Raw genomic sequence first — 16,533 nt, forward strand, 5'->3', positions numbered from 1 at the left:
GTCGCCAATGATACCGTTTGGTTCAACTGGCAATCAGCAAAAGGGGAACTTCTGCTGATTGAAGTTTCACTTTATCATTCCATTATTCAAAACGAATGTCAATTTCCAGAGCGTGCTGCTTCTTTTTCTTCTTTGATTTTTGAAACGATGCGCTTGGTTTCATACACGATTACACCGGACAAGCCAAGCAAGCCGATCAAGTTTGGTATCGCCATCAAGCCGTTCATGACATCAGAGAACATCCAGACCACATCAAGGGAAACCGTAGCCCCAATGAAAACAACTGCAATAAATATAACGCGGTAAACAATCAGTAAGCTTGGGTTCCGGAATAAATACTGGAAGCATTTTTCACCATAATACGCCCAGCCGATGATAGTGGAAGAAGCAAAGAAAATTAAACCGATTGCCACTACGATAGGTCCTGCAGGCCCTAAAAATTGTTCGAATGCAGCTGTTGTCAGCGCCGAACCTTGTAAACTCTTGTCGGTATACATGCCAGACATGACAATTGTAATTCCCGTGATTGAACAGATAACCAAGGTATCGATGAACACTTGTGTCATCGATACAAGCGCTTGACGGCCAGGCAAGTCTGTTTTCGCTGCTGCTGCTGCGATTGGTGCCGATCCAAGGCCCGCTTCGTTGGAGAATACGCCTCGTGCAACCCCATAGCGGATAGCTGCCCCGATTGCACCGCCTACAGCCGCTTCGCCTGTAAAGGCAGAACTGAAGATTGTCGCGATTGCCGGCAAAATCAATTCAAGGTTTAAAATCATGACAGTCAAGCCTGCAATAAGATAGAAAAGCGCCATGACTGGAACAAAATAGGAAGTAACTTTCCCAATTGCTGTGATACCACCTAAAATAACCGCGCCAGCAAAAATCATTAAAATCAAACCTGTAATCCAGGTAGGCACGTCAAAGGTATCGCGCACAACAATAGCGACGGAATTTGATTGAGTTCCATTACCGATACCAAAGGCGGCAATCGCTCCAAAAATTGCAAATAAAACGCCAAGCCATTTTTGTTTCAGGCCGTGCTCCAAATAATACATCGGCCCGCCGGCCATCTGCCCTTTAGCATCAACGATCCGGTATTTAACCGCCAATACTGCTTCTCCGTATTTAGTAGCCATCCCGAAGAAAGCAGAAAACCACATCCAGAAAACCGCTCCAGGACCGCCTAGTATAACAGCTGTTGCAACACCGACAATATTACCGGTCCCAACGGTAGCCGCCAAGGCGGTGGAAAGAGCCTGGAAATGGCTGATATCCCCTTGAGATGTTTTGTCTTGATTTTTTGTAAAAACCAATTTCAATGCGTAAGGAAGCAAGCGTATTTGTAAAAGGCCGATCCGCACTGTTAAATAAATTCCGGTTCCAACCAATAAAATTAAAAGCGGCGGCCCCCATACAAAACTGCTAATACTGCCTAGAATTGCTTCAATCCGTTCCATGTACTCATCCCCTTATCCTTCTGATATAGCTTTTGTTTTCTCTACCATTTCTCCCTTCTTAAGATTTTATATTCCAAAATATTAGACAAAGAGTCAAGGTTTTTTGAAAATAAAATTTACGAAGAGTTTAAAATTCAGTAGATTAGGGAAAAAATCCAAAGAGACGCAAGTACTATATTATTGGGAGGAATTCAGGATGAGCCAAAACAAATTAATGACAGGTATTTTAGTAGGAGCGGCAATGGGACTTATTGTTTCTCTATTTGACCGCAATACACGCAACGATGTTGTACGGAAATCAAAAAAATTAGGAAGTAATGCACAATATTACGCAACAAATAGAAGAGAATTGCAAACATTAGTTCAGCAGCAAGCTAACAAAGCGCAAAACCTTTATAACCGTATTTCAGAAGATGCATCTTACGTAGGGGAAAAAGTCAATGAGTTGAAAGAATTGACACCTCAAGTAAGAGAGCTGGCTTTAGAAACAAAAGAGGCGTTTGTTGAAACGAAAGACGCTGTCATCGATTCTAAAAACGATGTGATTGCAGCAGTTAAAGAGGATAATCCATCACCATCTACAACTTTAACTGATGGTGGAAGTTCATCTTCTTCATCAAATACTGGTGGCAGTTTATCAGCACCATCTTCATCAGGAAATAACAGTGGCAGTTCAAATTCTTACAATTCCGGAAAAAAGGCGTAATTGCCATTAGCCCCGGGGAAGAAGAAAAACGGCACCAATCGGAAGAGCGGCTGCATAATTTGCATATGTCTCATGACGTAAAAACCTTTTCCGGGTTTTTCAAAGAATTGAATAAAAGGATTTACGATGTCGACGTAATGGGAGTAGGAGCGCAATTAGCGTTCTTTTTCCTTTTGTCGATATTTCCTTTGCTCATTTTTTTGGTTACCCTCGTGCCTTATTTGAACTTGTCGGAAGAGCAAATCTACAGTTTCATTCAAGAAGTGGCACCTCACGAAGTATTTATACTGATTGAACATACGTTAAATGAACTGTTAACGACTCAAAATAGAGGGCTTTTGTCTTTCGGGATTTTGGCGATGATTTGGTCGGGCAGCATCGGAATGAATGCGCTTATCAAATCGTTGAATAGTTCCTATGGCGTTGCAGAAAGACGTCCAATCTGGGTTGCCCAAGGCATGTCGATGGTAAACACCGTTTTGCTGATGCTCATTTTGGCAGTTGCACTTGCATTACCGATTTTCGGCAGGCAGATCGGTCTTATCATCTTTACGTATGCCGGTTTGGAAGAAGGGTTTCTGGCCACTTGGAACGCTCTTCGATTTACCATTCCTGGCCTTATCATTTTTGTCCTTAGCTCCGTCATTTATTGGGTAGCCCCAAACGTTCGACTGGATTTTGCCAGTGTATTGGCAGGAGCGGCGTTTACCGCAATCGGCTGGCTCGGTGTTTCTTTTATCTTCTCCGTTTATATCAACAACCTTGCCATTTATTCGCCGACTTTCGGTAGTCTTGGCGGCATGATCATTTTGATGCTGTGGCTATATGTATGTGCCATGCTCTTGATGGTCGGCGGCCAAATCAATGCAGTTATGCAAGGGCGTCGCGATCTTAAAGCCACCGAAAAAAGCCAAGAAGATTAAAAAAATCCCTTAACCATTAAAGGCTAGGGGATTTTTTCTTATGTTATTCTTGTGCTTCATCAGGTGGAGTGACTTTAAATTGCTGCATTTTCTCATCCAGTTCGTCAACCATGGCAATCAAGCGGTCAATATCTTCAAGCTCGGTATCTTCCGGTTCAATCGCATCTAAAACTTCCAAAAACATATTCAAACGCTCTTTCATATAAACGACTTGTTCTTGTTTATTCGTTATGCCTTTGCCCATTCGGTACACCTCATTTCGCATGTTAATAGTAGCGGATAGCTGGGAAAATATCAACACATGTAGGCATTTAGAAAGAATTTTATTATGAAGTAGTTAGAAAATTTACATTCTTCAGTGTTTATGTTAAGGTAATGTTAATAAAAAGCGGGAGGGGATGAATAACAAACAATTAGTCGGCAATCTCGTTTTATAAAGGAGGGAATTTATACATTCAACCGGCGGCATAGCCGAGAATGTTATTATGAAAACACAAATGGATAGGATAAAAACTTAAAGGCTCATCCGCATTCTGCTAGCAGAAACGGACAGAGCCTTTTATAATGCGCATTTTCCTAATCTATAACTAGTAACAGGATTTTCCTCGATTCAAGCTACTTGCTTTTATCTTCATGCTGACTGATCTATTTCTTGTTATAAATTTATACTCTAAGCGCTCCATATGCTAATATGGTATTTGACTGAATTTTACAGAAGAATGCGTATTGCTGGGAGGATTTTATGACATATTTTTTAAGGAGCGAGCGCGCGCGTTTTTGGATTTTAGTAGCGATTGTTTCCATTTCAGGTTTTTCGCAAGGCATGCTGCTGCCATTGATTGCTGTTATTTTTGAACAAGATGGTGTATCTTCGGCACTGAATGGTTTAAGCGCTACAGGACTATACATAGGAACACTTGTTATTGCACCATTCATGGAACCAATTTTGCGGAAGTTCGGATTCAAGCCGTTAATTTTGTTCGGTGGGGCATTGGTGATTGTGTCGCTTTTATCGTTTCCCTTATGGAAAAGCGTCGCATTTTGGTTTGTGTTGCGTGTATTGATCGGTATTGGGGACCAAGCGCTGCATTTCTCGACGCAAACGTGGATAACCAGCACTTCGCCCCAGTATCGGCTAGGCCGCAATATTGCCATATACGGCATGTCGTTCAGCATCGGTTTTGGGGCGGGGCCTCTATTTGTGCCCCTCGTTAACATTTTTGAGCCATTGCCATTTATTGTATCGGCTATCTTATGTTTAATTGCTTGGTCTTTTGTATTTTTACTGAAAAATGGCTCTCCAGAAATTACAACCGGGGATATTCACTCGTCAAAAGGTGTTTTTGGACGTTTCCAAGCGGCCATTGCAATTGCCTGGATCGCATTTTTGCCGCCTCTAGGTTATGGCTTTTTGGAGGCTTCGTTAAACGCCATCTACCCGGTTTATGCGTTGCGGCAATCCATCGATGTTGCTTTGGTGTCTATTATATTGGCCGCCTTTTCAGCAGGTGCTATTGCAACACAGTTGCCGCTAGGTGTATTAAGCGACCGGATCGGCAGGAAAAACGTCTTGATCATTGCACTTGTTGGCGGAGCAGCGATATTTGGGGCGGCAAGCTTTTATGAAACGAACGCTTGGCTGACGGTAGCCTTTTTTGCAGGGGCTGGCATGTTTGTCGGATCAACTTTCTCTTTAGGCATTTCGTATATGGCGGATTTGATGCCCAAAGATCTGTTGCCCACCGGAAATTTATTGTGCGGCATCGCTTTTAGTATCGGCAGTTTGGGCGGGCCATTTTTAGGAGGCCTGTTTGTTGAATACGCTGAAGGTTTTAGTTTTCTATTGCTAATAGCGGCTATGTTGCTCTTCATCGGTTTCATTATCATATTGAAAGGCAATTCCAGACGGCAAGAAACTCCTGTATCGCAGGAGTAAATAAAAAAGGCGCAGAAAGCAATTTTGCTTCCTGCGCCTTTTGATTATTTCAATACGAGTTTTGTGACAGCTTCTACTTGAGCCGTTTGTGGAAACATATCAACAGGCTGAATATACTCGATTCGGTAGATTTTCGTTAATTGCTGCAAATCTTTGGCTAATGTTGACGGGTTGCATGACGTATAGACAAAGCGTTTCGGTTTTACTTTTAAAATTGTTTTCAATAGCGAATCGCCGAGCCCGGTACGCGGAGGGTCGACCGTCAATACATCCGGTACGAACCCTTCGTTGCTCCATGTTTCGAGCCATTTTTCTGCGGTGCCAGTAACGTATTTTGCAGTGACTCCCATTTTTTTGGCGTTGGATTTTGCATCCACAACACTGTCATGTATAACATCCATGCCCCGGAGCTCCTTCGCGCTATTGGCGAGCCATAAGCCGATAGTGCCAACGCCGCAATAAGCATCCACAACTGATTCCTTGCCGGTCAAGTCAGCAGCACGTTTGATTTCATCATACAACTTGACTGTCTGAACAGGATTAAGTTGGAAGAACGCGCGTGCTGACAAATCGAAAGCCAGTTCGCCAAGCTCTTCATGAATGGTATCCTTGCCGTAAAGCGTGACAGTCTCATCACCAAAAATCAAGGAAGTTTTTTCTTTGTTGATGTTCTGGACAATCGAAACCAAATTAATATCAATTTGTTTCAATTTTTCCATAAGCAATTCTTTTTGTGGAATCTTTGATCGGGTAGTAATTAACACAAGTTGAATTTCTCCGGTCTGCAATCCCGTGCGAACAACAATCGTTCGAATGATGCCTTTCATCGTCTTGCCGTCGTAAATCGGTATTTTCAGTTCTTCTAATATGCGCTTTACTGCATTAGTAATGACGGTGGTATCAGGATGCTGGACGATGCATTGTTCGATATCGAGCAGCTGATGCGAACCTTCCGCGAACAGCCCTGCAATGACCTTTGTTCCTTTCAATCTTGTCTGAAATTGGCTTTTGTTGCGGTAATGCCAAGGGTTTTCCATGCCGATTGTATGTTCAATCGGGACATTGACCCCTTTCAAATAACGTTCGAGTGCCTGGGTTACAAGATCCCGCTTTTCAACCAATTGCTGTTCATATGTCATATGCTGCAATTGGCAGCCGCCGCATGTTTCATAAATTGGGCACGGCGGTGTTTGGCGATGTGGGGACGCCTTCCGAATTTTCAAGACTCGTGCTTCTGCAAAATTGCGTTTAATGCTGGTCACTTGCGCCGTAATTTCTTCGCCTGGCAGCGCACCTTGCACGAAAACGACATTGCGTTTGAAATAGCCGATGCCTTCGCCGTTAATGCCGAGCCGTTTGATTGTCAAAGGAAACTTCTGTCCTTCTTCAAAGATGGGTTTTTCGTTCAATGTTCTCACGTCCTTCGATTAATCATCCTTTCATTATACCTCATTTGTAAAGATCAGCCAGTGCCGATTGCAAGTGAGGGAAGGTGAATTCGAAACCGTGCTTCTGTAAAACAACGGGAAGTGCTTGCTGACCTTCCAAAACAAGCCGGCTTTTCTCCCCAAGCGTAAGTTTTAATGCGGCAGAAGGAACTGGAATCCAGTGCGGGCGTCCAAGTGCCTTTGCAATTTCTTTGCCAAATTCCTTCATGCGTTCCGGATTGGGAGCCGTAACATTGAAAGGGCCTTCAAGTGTTTTCGTTTCGATGGCAAACTGGATAGCACGGGCAACATCGTGAATATGAATCCAGGAAAGCCACTGTCTGCCTGAACCGACCGTACCGCCGCCAAATAATTTATAGGGAAGTGCCATGAGAGGCAACGCCCCGTCGTCTTTGCCCAAAACGATGCCGAATCTGCCGTAGGCTACGCGGATGCCAAGCGCTTTCGCTTGATCCGCAAGTTGTTCCCAATCAATTACTGTTTTAGCGAGAAAGTCGTTTCCGTAATTTGTGGACGCTTCCGTGTAAGTTGCAGATTGTGAAGCAGGATAAATGCCCACGGCGCTTGCATTAATCAACGCTTCAGGTTTTTTGTCAAGGGCTTTTAATATGCGCAAAACTTCTTTTGTGGCGCTTATCCGGCTATCATGGATTTCTTTTTTCTGTTCGTTGCTCCAACGTCCGGCGTTGATTGAAGCGCCAGCTAAATTTACAAACGCGTCCATTCCTTCAAGTTGCTTTTCCGGCTGCGCTCCTTCTGTCAGCCATTCTACATAAGAAATGCCTAATGATGATTGCTTTGGATGCCTCGTCAAAATGTAAATTTCCCAGCCTTGCATGTGCAATAAGCGCGTTAATTCCTTTCCGACAAAACCGGTTCCGCCCGTGATTGCTATTTTCATCTCCATCGCCTCCATTTCCTTTATTCTACCCGGAATCCATGCATTTAAGCTTGCATAAGGTGTATAATAAATGGAGAAGAGAGGTGCCGGTTAATGCCGATTATTACAAAAATCTCGCAAGGTAAAAATAACCCTGAAAGATACAATATCTTCTTTGAGGAGAAGTTTGCTTTTAGTGTGGATGAAGCGGTACTGGTCAGGTACCAGCTCACAAAAGGGAAAGAATTGGATCAATGGACCATTGAAGAAATGGTATTTGAAGATCAAATCCGAAAAGCGTTCAATGCAGCTTTGCATTATCTTGGATTTCGTATGCGAAGCGAAGGAGAAGTGCGAACAAAGCTGAAAGAAAAAGAATACGGCGATGCCGTCATAGATGAAGCGGTTAAAAAGTTATATGAACTGAAATTTCTAGATGATCGTGCATTTTCAGAAGCGCTTATGCGGACGCAAATGAAGTCCGGAAAAAAAGGGCCAAGAGCCATTCAGCAAGACATGCAAAAGAAAGGAATTGACAAACAAATGCAAAAAGACGTTTTAGATTCCTATTCAGAAGAAGAGCAGTTGGAAATCGCAAGAGGATTGGCAGAGAAAATCGCAACGAAAGAACAAAAGAAAACCCCAAGCCAAATCAAACAAAAAATTAATGACTTCTTGATGCGAAAAGGCTACTCGCGTGCAATTATCCAGCAAGCAGTTGAAGGGCTGGACCTGGAAAAAGATGAAGACCAGTGGACGGACAGTGTGAAAGAACAAGGCGATAAATTATGGAGAAAACATAGCAGTAAATTGACGGGCTATGATTTGAAATCGAAAGTCAAACAAGGTTTATATCAAAAAGGTTTTCCGGCAGAAGTAATCAATGAATATTTAGATATGAAGGAGCAAGAAAATGACTGAGCATAAGCGTTATAGCCAGATGACTGAACATGAATTGCGCGCTGAAATCGCGCGCTTGAAAGAAAAGGCGAGAAAAGCAGAGCAGCTCGGCATAGTCAACGAGTTTGCAGTGCTGGAGCGTAAGGCCATTATGGCAGCCGCCTATTTGATGGATCCAAATGATTTTAAAAAAGGCGAAGTATATCGGATCGAGGGCGATCCGGGTAAATATTTCAAGATTGATTATTTTAACGGCCGTTTTGCTTGGGGATACCGTCTCGGCGGCGAAAGGCATTTGGAAGCATTGCCGATTTCCATGCTCCGTCCATTGAAAGAAGGGATGTAACAGGATGAATGAAAAGATTGAAGAATTGACCGCTGAATTGCAAGAAAAAAATCCGAATTTGTCAGAAGAAAAAGCTCGTGTGTGGATTGAATTATTGGTATCGGATTTCGAGGCTTCTTACGCCAAAGCCGGTTACGATTACCAGGGGACGGCTGTGGTTGAAAAAGTCATCCGCCAATGGATTCAAAGCTACGGTGACAAAATCCATGAATTTGCCGGACGCAATCCGAAATACGCACATTTGCTGAACGAACAAGATTAAATGAAAAAACGCACACTGCCAAAGTGTGCGTTTTAGCTTGTTATAAAAGAAACCTTTTTTTGTAGTTGGTGTCCCAAAGTACGGACCAATCTCCAACTCCAAGCGTGAGAGAAAAAAACTTCCGGTTTTCGCTAATTCATACTAAAATCCAGTTTTTCTCTCAACTTATCTTCGCTGAAGATCCAGCCGGTGTAGGACTGAATCACTTTGCATTCATGATTCAAGCGTGCAACGGCAACGAACGGATAGTAGTCGTTGCTGCGGTATCGCAAGTCGATCAAACGGACTTCGTAAATATCGTCAATTTCACTAATTTCCCATCGGTAAAGAGGGGAGAAAGAAACGAACGCCGCTACGTTTTTGTCTTTTAAAGCAGCCTGCATCAAATTGGAAGTCGGCAACGGTGTTTTCGGAAATTTGTCGTAAATATTGATTGACCGACCGTAAGCCCGTCCTACATAATGGTGGCGCTTAGAGTCTGCCGCAATACGCCATTGAAAAAAGCGCATAGTCGGTGCGACAATGATTTCTTCGGCGTCTGGGATAGTGTTGCGGACAGCATGCTTTACTGCCGATTGCACTGCGAAACGGATCACATAGTAAAAGAATAGAACAACGTATAAGGTAGCGATCGTCCAAACCGGGTTTGTGCCGAACGCCCAGAACATCAAAGCGATCAGATGGGCGCCGAAAATGATCGGATCAAACGTATTGATGACACTAAGCGCGACCCATTTGTTTGAGAATGGCCTAAGAGCTTGTGTACCATACGAATTGAAAATATCCACAAAGACGTGAAGAAATACAGCTAAAAACGTCCAAAGCCACAGATGGAGTAAGTTGGCTTCTTGGAAGATCATTCCTAAAACAAAGGTTATTAAAATCGGCCAAATGATAACTGCCGGTATGGAATGAGTAATGCCGCGGTGATGCCGGATATAAACGGCATTATTTCGTAATTTTAAAACCGTATCAATATCAGGGGCTTGAGAGCCGATGATGGTTCCTGCGATTACCGCAGTCATGGTGATCGGATGTCCAGCTACTGCCGGATCAGCCATGGCAAGGCCGCCAAGTGAAATGCCCATCACAATGTGGGTGCCTGTATCCATTGCTTCATCCCCTTTCTTTAAAAGATAACTTTTGTCTGTAATCGCTATATTTTGTTAAAATAATAACACTTACTAATGATGCTACAATACCCGAAATTCTTGGGAAATAATCTTCCCAATTGGAGGCAATGACAATCAACATCGATAAAAAGCAATTTCAAGAAGATTTAATTGGATGGTTTTTAGCAGAAAAAAGGGATTTGCCGTGGCGGCGCACTGCAGATCCTTATCAAATATGGATTTCTGAAATTATGTTGCAGCAGACGAGGGTAGATACCGTTATCCCGTATTACAAACGATTTGTCGAGAAATTTCCGACATTGTATGACCTTGCAGAAGCGGATGAGCAAATCCTGCTAAAAGAATGGGAAGGGCTCGGTTACTATTCCCGTGCGCGCAATCTGCAGGCTGGAGTTAAAGAAGTGGCGGAAAATTACGGCGGCATTGTGCCGGACAACCGAAAAGATTTTTCTTCTCTAAAAGGAGTCGGACCGTACACAGCCGGTGCCGTCTTGAGCATCGCTTACGGCATTCCTGAACATGCCGTTGATGGAAACGTCATGCGCGTGTTATCGCGGATTTTGTTGATTGAAGAAGATATTGCCAAGCCGAAGACACGTAAATTATTTGAAGAAGCGGTGACCGAAATCATCAGCCATGAAGATCCGTCGTCATTCAACCAAGGGTTGATGGAGCTCGGAGCTTTAATTTGTACACCGACATCGCCGAAATGTTTGTTGTGTCCGGTGCGGGAACATTGCGCAGCTTTCGATAAAGGCAAACAGCATGATTTGCCCATCAAAACAAAGGCGAAGAAAAACAAGGCCATGCAGTTTGCAATGATAGCGATTAAAGAAGGAGACGCCATCTTAATGGAACAACGGCCGACCACTGGATTGCTGGCAAACATGTGGCAGTTTCCAATGATGGAATTAACAGATGAGGTGCTCCCGCTCCAAATTGAGGAAGAGCTTTCCGAGAATTTCAGCGGTGTAGTTGATGGCGTTGAAAAAATAACTTCTTTTAAACATGTCTTTTCTCATTTAACATGGAATGTGGATGGCTTTATTGCCAAAGGAAAAAATTTAAAGATTCCTCCCCATATGAAATGGGTGACGGCAGAAGAACTGGATTTATTGCCGATAGCTGGACCTGTTCAAAAAATGAAAACAGCATTACAACTTAGAGGAGATGTGTGATTATGGCAGAACAAAAAGTAGCATTAGTAACAGGAAGCAGCAGAGGACTCGGCAAGGCGATGGCAATTGCGCTTGCTGACCAAGGGTATGACATTGTGGTCAACTATGCCCGCAGCAAAACTGCTGCACTTGAAACGGTTAAAGAAGTGGAAGCGCGTGGTCAAAAAGCGTTGCTTGTACGCGCCAATGTCGGCGACGTTGAAAAATTGCGCGGCATGTTTGAAACGATCAAAGAAGAATTTGGCCGTTTGGATGTATTTGTTTCCAATGCAGCTTCTGGCGTTCTTCGCCCAATCATGGAGTTGGAAGAATCTCACTGGGACTGGACGATGAACATCAACGCTAAAGCCATGCTGTTCGGAGCGCAGGAAGCTGCGAAGTTGATGGACAAAGGCGGCAAGATTGTCGGTATTTCTTCGCTCGGCTCAATCCGGTATTTGGAGAACTATACAACAATCGGAGTATCAAAAGCGGCTGTTGAATCCATCACCCGCTATTTGGCTGTGGAACTAGCGCCTAAAGGAATCTCGGTCAATACGGTTTCCGGCGGAGCGCTTGACACAGATGCGCTGAAACATTTCCCGAACCGCGAGGAATTACTGAATGATGCACGCATTAATACGCCAGCAGGGCGCATGGTTGAAATCGACGACATGGTCAAAACGGCGCTGTTCTTGATTTCAGATGCTGCAGACATGATTCGCGGACAGACAATTATCGTCGACGGCGGCCGCTCAGTCGTCCTATAATCCTTTGGTCCTTCCGTCTTATTACTGTATGTTTTCAGAATTGATTGATATAATGTTGAAATAGCAGAAAATATAGGGTTTAGACAAGAAGGTGGGATGGTACATGGCGATTCCTGCGGAGGGAGAAACGATACAAATCCACAGTTACAAACACAACGGCCGAATCCACCGTGTCTGGCAGGAAACAACTGTACTAAAAGGAACAAACAACATTGTAATTGGTGCAAATGAGCGGACGATGGTGACAGAATCCGATGGCAGAACGTGGTTGACGCGTGAACCATCCATTTGTTATTTCCACGCGGAACATTGGTTTAATATCATATGCATGCTGCGTGAAGATGGGGTCTATTATTATTGCAATGTAAGTTCTCCATTCGTTTATAATAATGGATCTTTAAAATACATCGATTATGATTTGGATGTAAAAGTGTTTCCGGACATGTCATACACGCTGTTGGATGAAGACGAATATGAGGAACATAAACGGCAAATGGGATATCCTGAAGTGATCGATCAAATTCTTCATCGCAATGTGGAAAAGTTGATCGGCTGGATCAAACAGCGGAGAGGCCCATTCGCCCCGGACTTCATTGAAGTATGGACGAATCGCTATGAATTTCATAGGCAATACAAGATTCGTGAGTAAAATGAAAGCCTGTTGCCTGGCAACAGGTTTTTCATTTTGAAAAGATTGGAGTGAAAGCCTTGAGCAGCATGAAGCGTTACATGAAGTTTGTCAAACCGTACAATTGGCAAATTTTCTTAACTATAGTCATTGGAATATTTAAATTCGCCATTCCGCTTTTTATCCCGTTGCTTATCAAAATCGTAATTGATGACATTATCGGAGCAGAAGCTTTATCAAGTAGTGAAAAGCTAAGGCAGCTTTACATGTGGCTTGGCGGTACTGCGATTCTGTTTTTTATTTTCCGTCCTCCTATTGAATACTACCGTCAGTACTATGCGCAACTTGTCAGCAATAAAATCCTCTACGACATTCGTCAGGAACTATACGGCCACATGCAGCGCTTAAGCTTGCGCTTTTATGCCAACACACGGGCAGGGGAAGTGATTTCCCGAGTCATAAACGATGTAGAGCAAACGAAAAACTTTGTCATGATTGGCTTGATGAATTTATGGCTTGACCTTGCGACCATTCTGATTGCGATTGGCATTATGCTGACAATGGATGTTCCGCTGACACTTGTTACGCTCCTGGCATTTCCATTCTATGCTTTCAGCGTCAAATATTTCTTTGGCCGCTTGCGGGACTTGACGCGCGAACGCTCTCAAGCGTTAGCGAATGTCCAAAGTTATTTGCATGAGCGAGTCCAGGGAATGAGCATCATCAAAAGCTTTGTACTGGAAAAACATGAACAAAAAATCTTCGATGCAAACAATGATCAATTTCTTGAAAAGGCGGTTGATCATACGAAGTGGAATGCCAAAGCATTTGCGGTCGTCAACACCATAACCGATATCGCTCCATTATTAGTGATAGGCTATGCCGGCTATCAAGTAATACAGGGAAATCTTTCAGTCGGAACAATGGTAGCATTTATCGCTTATATTGAACGCTTGTACAATCCGCTTCGCCGTCTGGTCAATTCATCCACCACCTTGACTCAATCATTTGCGTCGATGGACCGCGTTTTTGAATTGATGGATGAAGATTATGATGTGAAGGATAAAGAAAATGCCCGCGATTTAAAAAACGTGGATGGAAAACTGGAATTCCGTGGTGTTTCTTTCCATTACAGCGATAGTACGGAAGCAGTCCTGTCCGATTTGAACTTCACGGTCAAGCCAGGTGAAACGGTTGCGTTTGTCGGAATGAGCGGCGGCGGGAAATCCACCATCGTTTCCCTTATTCCAAGATTTTACGACGTAACGGACGGCAGCATTTTAATGGATGGCCATAATTTAAAAGATGTCACGATCCATTCGCTTCGGGACCAGATCGGTTTAGTGCTGCAAGATTCAATTTTATTCAGCGATTCGGTAAAATCCAATATTCTTATGGGCCGTCCTGGCGCCACGGATGAAGAAGTGGTAGCGGCGGCGAAAGCGGCAAATGCACACGAATTTATCGAATTGCTGCCGGAAGGCTACGACACCAAAGTAGGTGAGCGTGGCGTCAAGTTGTCTGGCGGGCAAAAGCAGCGTGTGGCGATTGCCCGCGTTTTCCTAAAAAATCCGCCAATCCTTATTTTGGATGAAGCGACATCCGCGTTGGATCTGGAAAGCGAATCTTTGATCCAGGACTCGCTTGAAAAATTAGCGCATGACCGGACCACCTTGATTGTCGCGCATCGTTTATCGACCATTACCCATGCTGACCAGATCCTTGTAATCAACCACGGCAAATTGGTTGAAAAAGGAACCCACGACGAATTGATGAAGCGCCAAGGAATATACCATAATCTGTTTCAAGTACAGCATTTCGTATAATAGTGCTTAAGCCCCCATTTTAGGGGGCTTTTTTATATATTTGGAATGAGTCTAAAAGCCGGAAGTTTTTAGGATACTATTGCAATCAACCTAATATTACGTATAATAAGAATAAAAATAATTTTCAGAACAATGAAGCGGAAAAGGGGTGAGGATGTGGGGGAGCGCAAAAAGATATTAGATGTAAAAGGGTTAAAAACGTCCTTTTTCACAGATGATGGAGAAGTTCCGGCTGTGGATAATGTAGATTTTCACATACGAGAAGGGGAAGTGTTAGGCATCGTAGGAGAATCCGGTTGCGGAAAAAGCGTTACTTCCTTGTCGATTATGGGCCTTGTGCCAAGCCCACCTGGAAAGATTACCGGCGGTGAAATTTTATTTCAGGATAAAGATTTAACCCAGCTGCCTGAGAAAAAAATGCGTGGAATCCGCGGTAATGATATTGCGATGATTTTCCAGGAGCCTATGACTTCTTTAAATCCTCTTTTTACAATCGGCGATCAATTGAGAGAAGCAATTAAAATCCACAAACGCGACTGGTCAAAAAAACAAATTCAGGACCGCGCTGTTGAAATGATGCGTTTGGTCGGTTTGCCGCGTGCGGAAGATTTGATGAAAGAATATCCTCATCAACTGTCAGGCGGAATGCGGCAGCGGGTCATGATTGCAATGGCTTTGTTGTGCGATCCAAAAGTGCTGATTGCTGATGAACCGACGACCGCCCTCGATGTAACGATCCAAGCCCAAATATTGACCTTGATTAAAAATCTAAACGAAAAATTAAATACTGCAGTTTTATTGATTACCCACGATTTGGGTGTAGTGGCGGAAACGTGTGAACGGGTGATCGTCATGTATGCAGGAAAAGTGGTCGAGGAGGGTCCAGTGGAAACGATTTTCAAAGATCCGCAGCATCCTTATACGCGCGGACTTCTTGAATCTGTGCCAGATATGCGCTTTAAGAAAGAACGCCTTTACTCTATTCCAGGAAACGTGCCAAAACCTGGAACTATCCATACGGGATGCAAATTTGCCCCGCGCTGCGAATTTGCCTTTGACCGATGCATCACTGAAAATCCAGACTTGTATCAAACAGCGGGCAACCACAAAACACGCTGTTTCCTATTTGATCCAAAGGAGGCAACGGCGCATGACCGAACCGCTATTAAAAGTTGAAGGACTTAAAAAATATTTCCCGATAAAGTCGGGGCTGTTTGGGCAAGTAAAGAACCATGTAAAAGCTGTCGATGATGTTTCGTTTACTGTTGCCGAAGGCGAAACTTTAGGTATCGTAGGTGAATCCGGTTGCGGAAAATCGACGACCGGACGAATGCTTATGCGCTTATTGGACCCAACAGAAGGCAAAGTGTTTTTTGATGGCCAGGAGCTTACCAAACTTTCCAATCAGGAAATGAGAAAAGCGCGCCGTGACATTCAAATGGTATTTCAAGATCCCTATGCCTCGTTGAATCCGCGCCACACCATCGAAAAAATTCTGATGGAGCCGTTAAACGTCCACAACATCGGCGATCCGAAAGAACGAAAAAAGAAAGTACATGAGTTTCTAGAAATTGTCGGTCTCAGCAGCTATCATGCCAAACGCTATCCGCATCAATTCAGCGGCGGACAGCGCCAGCGCATCGGCATTGCCAGAGCATTGATGACGAATCCAAAGCTGATTATTGCAGATGAGCCAGTTTCAGCCCTTGATGTTTCTATCCAGGCGCAAGTATTGAACTTGATGCAGGATCTTCAAAAGGAGCTGAAACTTACTTATATATTCATTGCCCATGATCTTGGGGTAGTCCGTCATATCAGTGATCGCGTAGGCGTAATGTATCTGGGGCAGATGGCGGAACTAGCCAACAGCGAAGATCTTTACGAAAAGCCGCTGCATCCGTATACGCAGGCCCTGCTCGCTGCTGTTCCCGTACCGGATCCGGATTTCAAACGGGAGCAAATTGTGATCAAAGGGGATATTCCAAGCCCGGCAAATCCTCCAAGCGGCTGCAGGTTCCATACGCGCTGCCCTTTTAAGATGGATATTTGTGAAACAACAGTGCCGATTTTTGCAGAAGTTGAAAAAGGTCATTCTGTAGCCTGCCATCTTTACGAAGAGTCCAGGCCGCAATGATAATAAAAAACACAAACGGAGGGG

The 16,533-nt window shown here is 43.8% G+C and carries 17 protein-coding genes; 12 read left to right on the forward strand and 5 right to left on the reverse strand.

Annotation, left to right across the window (positions count from 1 at the left end; genetic code table 11):
* Positions 1 to 98: 98 nt before the first annotated feature.
* Entirely contained in the window at positions 99 to 1,460 is a 1,362-nt protein-coding gene (locus tag B0H99_RS16430) for an alanine/glycine:cation symporter family protein (protein ID WP_106534773.1), read from the reverse strand.
* Between the two features lie 196 nt (positions 1,461 to 1,656).
* On the opposite strand from B0H99_RS16430, the gene B0H99_RS16435 reads away from it, so the two are divergent.
* Both B0H99_RS16435 and B0H99_RS16440 read left to right on the forward strand, forming a co-directional pair.
* Entirely contained in the window at positions 1,657 to 2,166 is a 510-nt protein-coding gene (locus tag B0H99_RS16435) for a YtxH domain-containing protein (protein WP_106534774.1), read from the forward strand.
* 107 nt (positions 2,167 to 2,273) lie between these two features.
* Positions 2,274 to 3,089: a YihY/virulence factor BrkB family protein gene (locus B0H99_RS16440; protein WP_245894555.1), complete on the forward strand. Its 816-nt coding sequence runs from the start codon at positions 2,274 to 2,276 to the stop codon at positions 3,087 to 3,089.
* Positions 3,090 to 3,132: 43 nt separating this feature from the next.
* Here the strand turns inward: B0H99_RS16440 and B0H99_RS16445 are convergent, their stop codons facing one another.
* Positions 3,133 to 3,333: an SE1561 family protein gene (locus tag B0H99_RS16445; protein WP_106534775.1), complete on the reverse strand. Its 201-nt coding sequence runs from the start codon at positions 3,331 to 3,333 to the stop codon at positions 3,133 to 3,135.
* 498 nt (positions 3,334 to 3,831) lie between these two features.
* Between B0H99_RS16445 and B0H99_RS16450 the strand changes: the two genes are divergently transcribed.
* Positions 3,832 to 5,025 (forward strand): MFS transporter, encoded by a 1,194-nt coding sequence (locus B0H99_RS16450; protein ID WP_106534776.1) that lies wholly within the window; start codon positions 3,832 to 3,834, stop codon positions 5,023 to 5,025.
* A gap of 44 nt (positions 5,026 to 5,069) precedes the next feature.
* On the opposite strand, the gene rlmD is transcribed toward B0H99_RS16450, so the two are convergent.
* Positions 5,070 to 6,434 (reverse strand): 23S rRNA (uracil(1939)-C(5))-methyltransferase RlmD, encoded by a 1,365-nt coding sequence (gene rlmD, locus B0H99_RS16455; RefSeq protein WP_106534799.1) that lies wholly within the window; start codon positions 6,432 to 6,434, stop codon positions 5,070 to 5,072.
* Between the two features lie 40 nt (positions 6,435 to 6,474).
* Entirely contained in the window at positions 6,475 to 7,374 is a 900-nt protein-coding gene (locus tag B0H99_RS16460; RefSeq protein WP_106534777.1) for a TIGR01777 family oxidoreductase, read from the reverse strand.
* 93 nt (positions 7,375 to 7,467) lie between these two features.
* Between B0H99_RS16460 and recX the strand changes: the two genes are divergently transcribed.
* The 3 genes from recX to B0H99_RS16475 are packed head-to-tail and all read left to right on the forward strand — an operon-like array spanning position 7,468 to position 8,861.
* Positions 7,468 to 8,274, forward strand: coding sequence for a recombination regulator RecX (gene recX / locus B0H99_RS16465; protein ID WP_106534778.1), 807 nt, complete (start codon positions 7,468 to 7,470; stop codon positions 8,272 to 8,274).
* Positions 8,267 to 8,599, forward strand: a complete 333-nt coding sequence (locus tag B0H99_RS16470; RefSeq protein WP_106534779.1) for a YfhH family protein — start codon at positions 8,267 to 8,269, stop codon at positions 8,597 to 8,599. Before recX ends, B0H99_RS16470 begins: the two co-directional genes overlap by 8 nt.
* A 4-nt stretch (positions 8,600 to 8,603) precedes the next feature.
* Positions 8,604 to 8,861, forward strand: a complete 258-nt coding sequence (locus tag B0H99_RS16475) for a YfhJ family protein (protein ID WP_106534780.1) — start codon at positions 8,604 to 8,606, stop codon at positions 8,859 to 8,861.
* Between the two features lie 131 nt (positions 8,862 to 8,992).
* On the opposite strand, the gene B0H99_RS16480 is transcribed toward B0H99_RS16475, so the two are convergent.
* Positions 8,993 to 9,973, reverse strand: a complete 981-nt coding sequence (locus tag B0H99_RS16480; RefSeq protein ID WP_106534781.1) for a metal-dependent hydrolase — start codon at positions 9,971 to 9,973, stop codon at positions 8,993 to 8,995.
* A 128-nt stretch (positions 9,974 to 10,101) separates the two neighbouring features.
* On the opposite strand from B0H99_RS16480, the gene mutY reads away from it, so the two are divergent.
* The 6 genes from mutY to B0H99_RS16510 all read left to right on the forward strand — a co-directional run bounded on the left by mutY (position 10,102) and on the right by B0H99_RS16510 (position 16,509).
* Positions 10,102 to 11,172 (forward strand): A/G-specific adenine glycosylase, encoded by a 1,071-nt coding sequence (mutY, locus tag B0H99_RS16485; protein WP_106534782.1) that lies wholly within the window; start codon positions 10,102 to 10,104, stop codon positions 11,170 to 11,172.
* Between the two features lie 2 nt (positions 11,173 to 11,174).
* The gene (fabL, locus tag B0H99_RS16490) at positions 11,175 to 11,921 is read left to right on the forward strand and encodes an enoyl-[acyl-carrier-protein] reductase FabL (protein ID WP_106534783.1); all 747 of its coding nucleotides are present in this window, start codon (positions 11,175 to 11,177) and stop codon (positions 11,919 to 11,921) included.
* A gap of 103 nt (positions 11,922 to 12,024) precedes the next feature.
* Entirely contained in the window at positions 12,025 to 12,570 is a 546-nt protein-coding gene (ntdP, locus tag B0H99_RS16495; protein ID WP_106534784.1) for a nucleoside tri-diphosphate phosphatase, read from the forward strand.
* 59 nt (positions 12,571 to 12,629) lie between these two features.
* Positions 12,630 to 14,375, forward strand: a complete 1,746-nt coding sequence (locus tag B0H99_RS16500; RefSeq protein ID WP_106534785.1) for an ABC transporter ATP-binding protein — start codon at positions 12,630 to 12,632, stop codon at positions 14,373 to 14,375.
* 156 nt (positions 14,376 to 14,531) lie between these two features.
* A complete protein-coding gene (locus B0H99_RS16505; protein ID WP_281258878.1) occupies positions 14,532 to 15,551 on the forward strand; it encodes an ABC transporter ATP-binding protein in 1,020 nt (339 codons plus the stop codon).
* Positions 15,526 to 16,509: an ABC transporter ATP-binding protein gene (locus B0H99_RS16510; protein ID WP_106534787.1), complete on the forward strand. Its 984-nt coding sequence runs from the start codon at positions 15,526 to 15,528 to the stop codon at positions 16,507 to 16,509. Before B0H99_RS16505 ends, B0H99_RS16510 begins: the two co-directional genes overlap by 26 nt.
* Positions 16,510 to 16,533: the final 24 nt, after the last annotated feature.

This window comes from Planomicrobium soli, assembly GCF_003014655.1.
In the GTDB taxonomy this organism is placed as follows: domain Bacteria; phylum Bacillota; class Bacilli; order Bacillales_A; family Planococcaceae; genus Planococcus; species Planococcus soli_B.

What these genes read in the sequence shown, in the direction of transcription:
- B0H99_RS16430 (WP_106534773.1), bottom strand. Translation starts at nt 1,460, where the DNA reads ATGGAACGGATTGAAGCAATTCTAGGCAGTATTAGCAGTTTTGTATGG.
- B0H99_RS16435 (WP_106534774.1), top strand. Translation starts at nt 1,657, where the DNA reads ATGAGCCAAAACAAATTAATGACAGGTATTTTAGTAGGAGCGGCAATG.
- B0H99_RS16445 (WP_106534775.1), bottom strand. Translation starts at nt 3,333, where the DNA reads ATGGGCAAAGGCATAACGAATAAACAAGAACAAGTCGTTTATATGAAA.
- B0H99_RS16450 (WP_106534776.1), top strand. Translation starts at nt 3,832, where the DNA reads ATGACATATTTTTTAAGGAGCGAGCGCGCGCGTTTTTGGATTTTAGTA.
- B0H99_RS16460 (WP_106534777.1), bottom strand. Translation starts at nt 7,374, where the DNA reads ATGAAAATAGCAATCACGGGCGGAACCGGTTTTGTCGGAAAGGAATTA.
- recX (WP_106534778.1), top strand. Translation starts at nt 7,468, where the DNA reads ATGCCGATTATTACAAAAATCTCGCAAGGTAAAAATAACCCTGAAAGA.
- B0H99_RS16470 (WP_106534779.1), top strand. Translation starts at nt 8,267, where the DNA reads ATGACTGAGCATAAGCGTTATAGCCAGATGACTGAACATGAATTGCGC.
- B0H99_RS16475 (WP_106534780.1), top strand. Translation starts at nt 8,604, where the DNA reads ATGAATGAAAAGATTGAAGAATTGACCGCTGAATTGCAAGAAAAAAAT.
- B0H99_RS16480 (WP_106534781.1), bottom strand. Translation starts at nt 9,973, where the DNA reads ATGGATACAGGCACCCACATTGTGATGGGCATTTCACTTGGCGGCCTT.
- mutY (WP_106534782.1), top strand. Translation starts at nt 10,102, where the DNA reads ATGACAATCAACATCGATAAAAAGCAATTTCAAGAAGATTTAATTGGA.
- fabL (WP_106534783.1), top strand. Translation starts at nt 11,175, where the DNA reads ATGGCAGAACAAAAAGTAGCATTAGTAACAGGAAGCAGCAGAGGACTC.
- ntdP (WP_106534784.1), top strand. Translation starts at nt 12,025, where the DNA reads ATGGCGATTCCTGCGGAGGGAGAAACGATACAAATCCACAGTTACAAA.
- B0H99_RS16510 (WP_106534787.1), top strand. Translation starts at nt 15,526, where the DNA reads ATGACCGAACCGCTATTAAAAGTTGAAGGACTTAAAAAATATTTCCCG.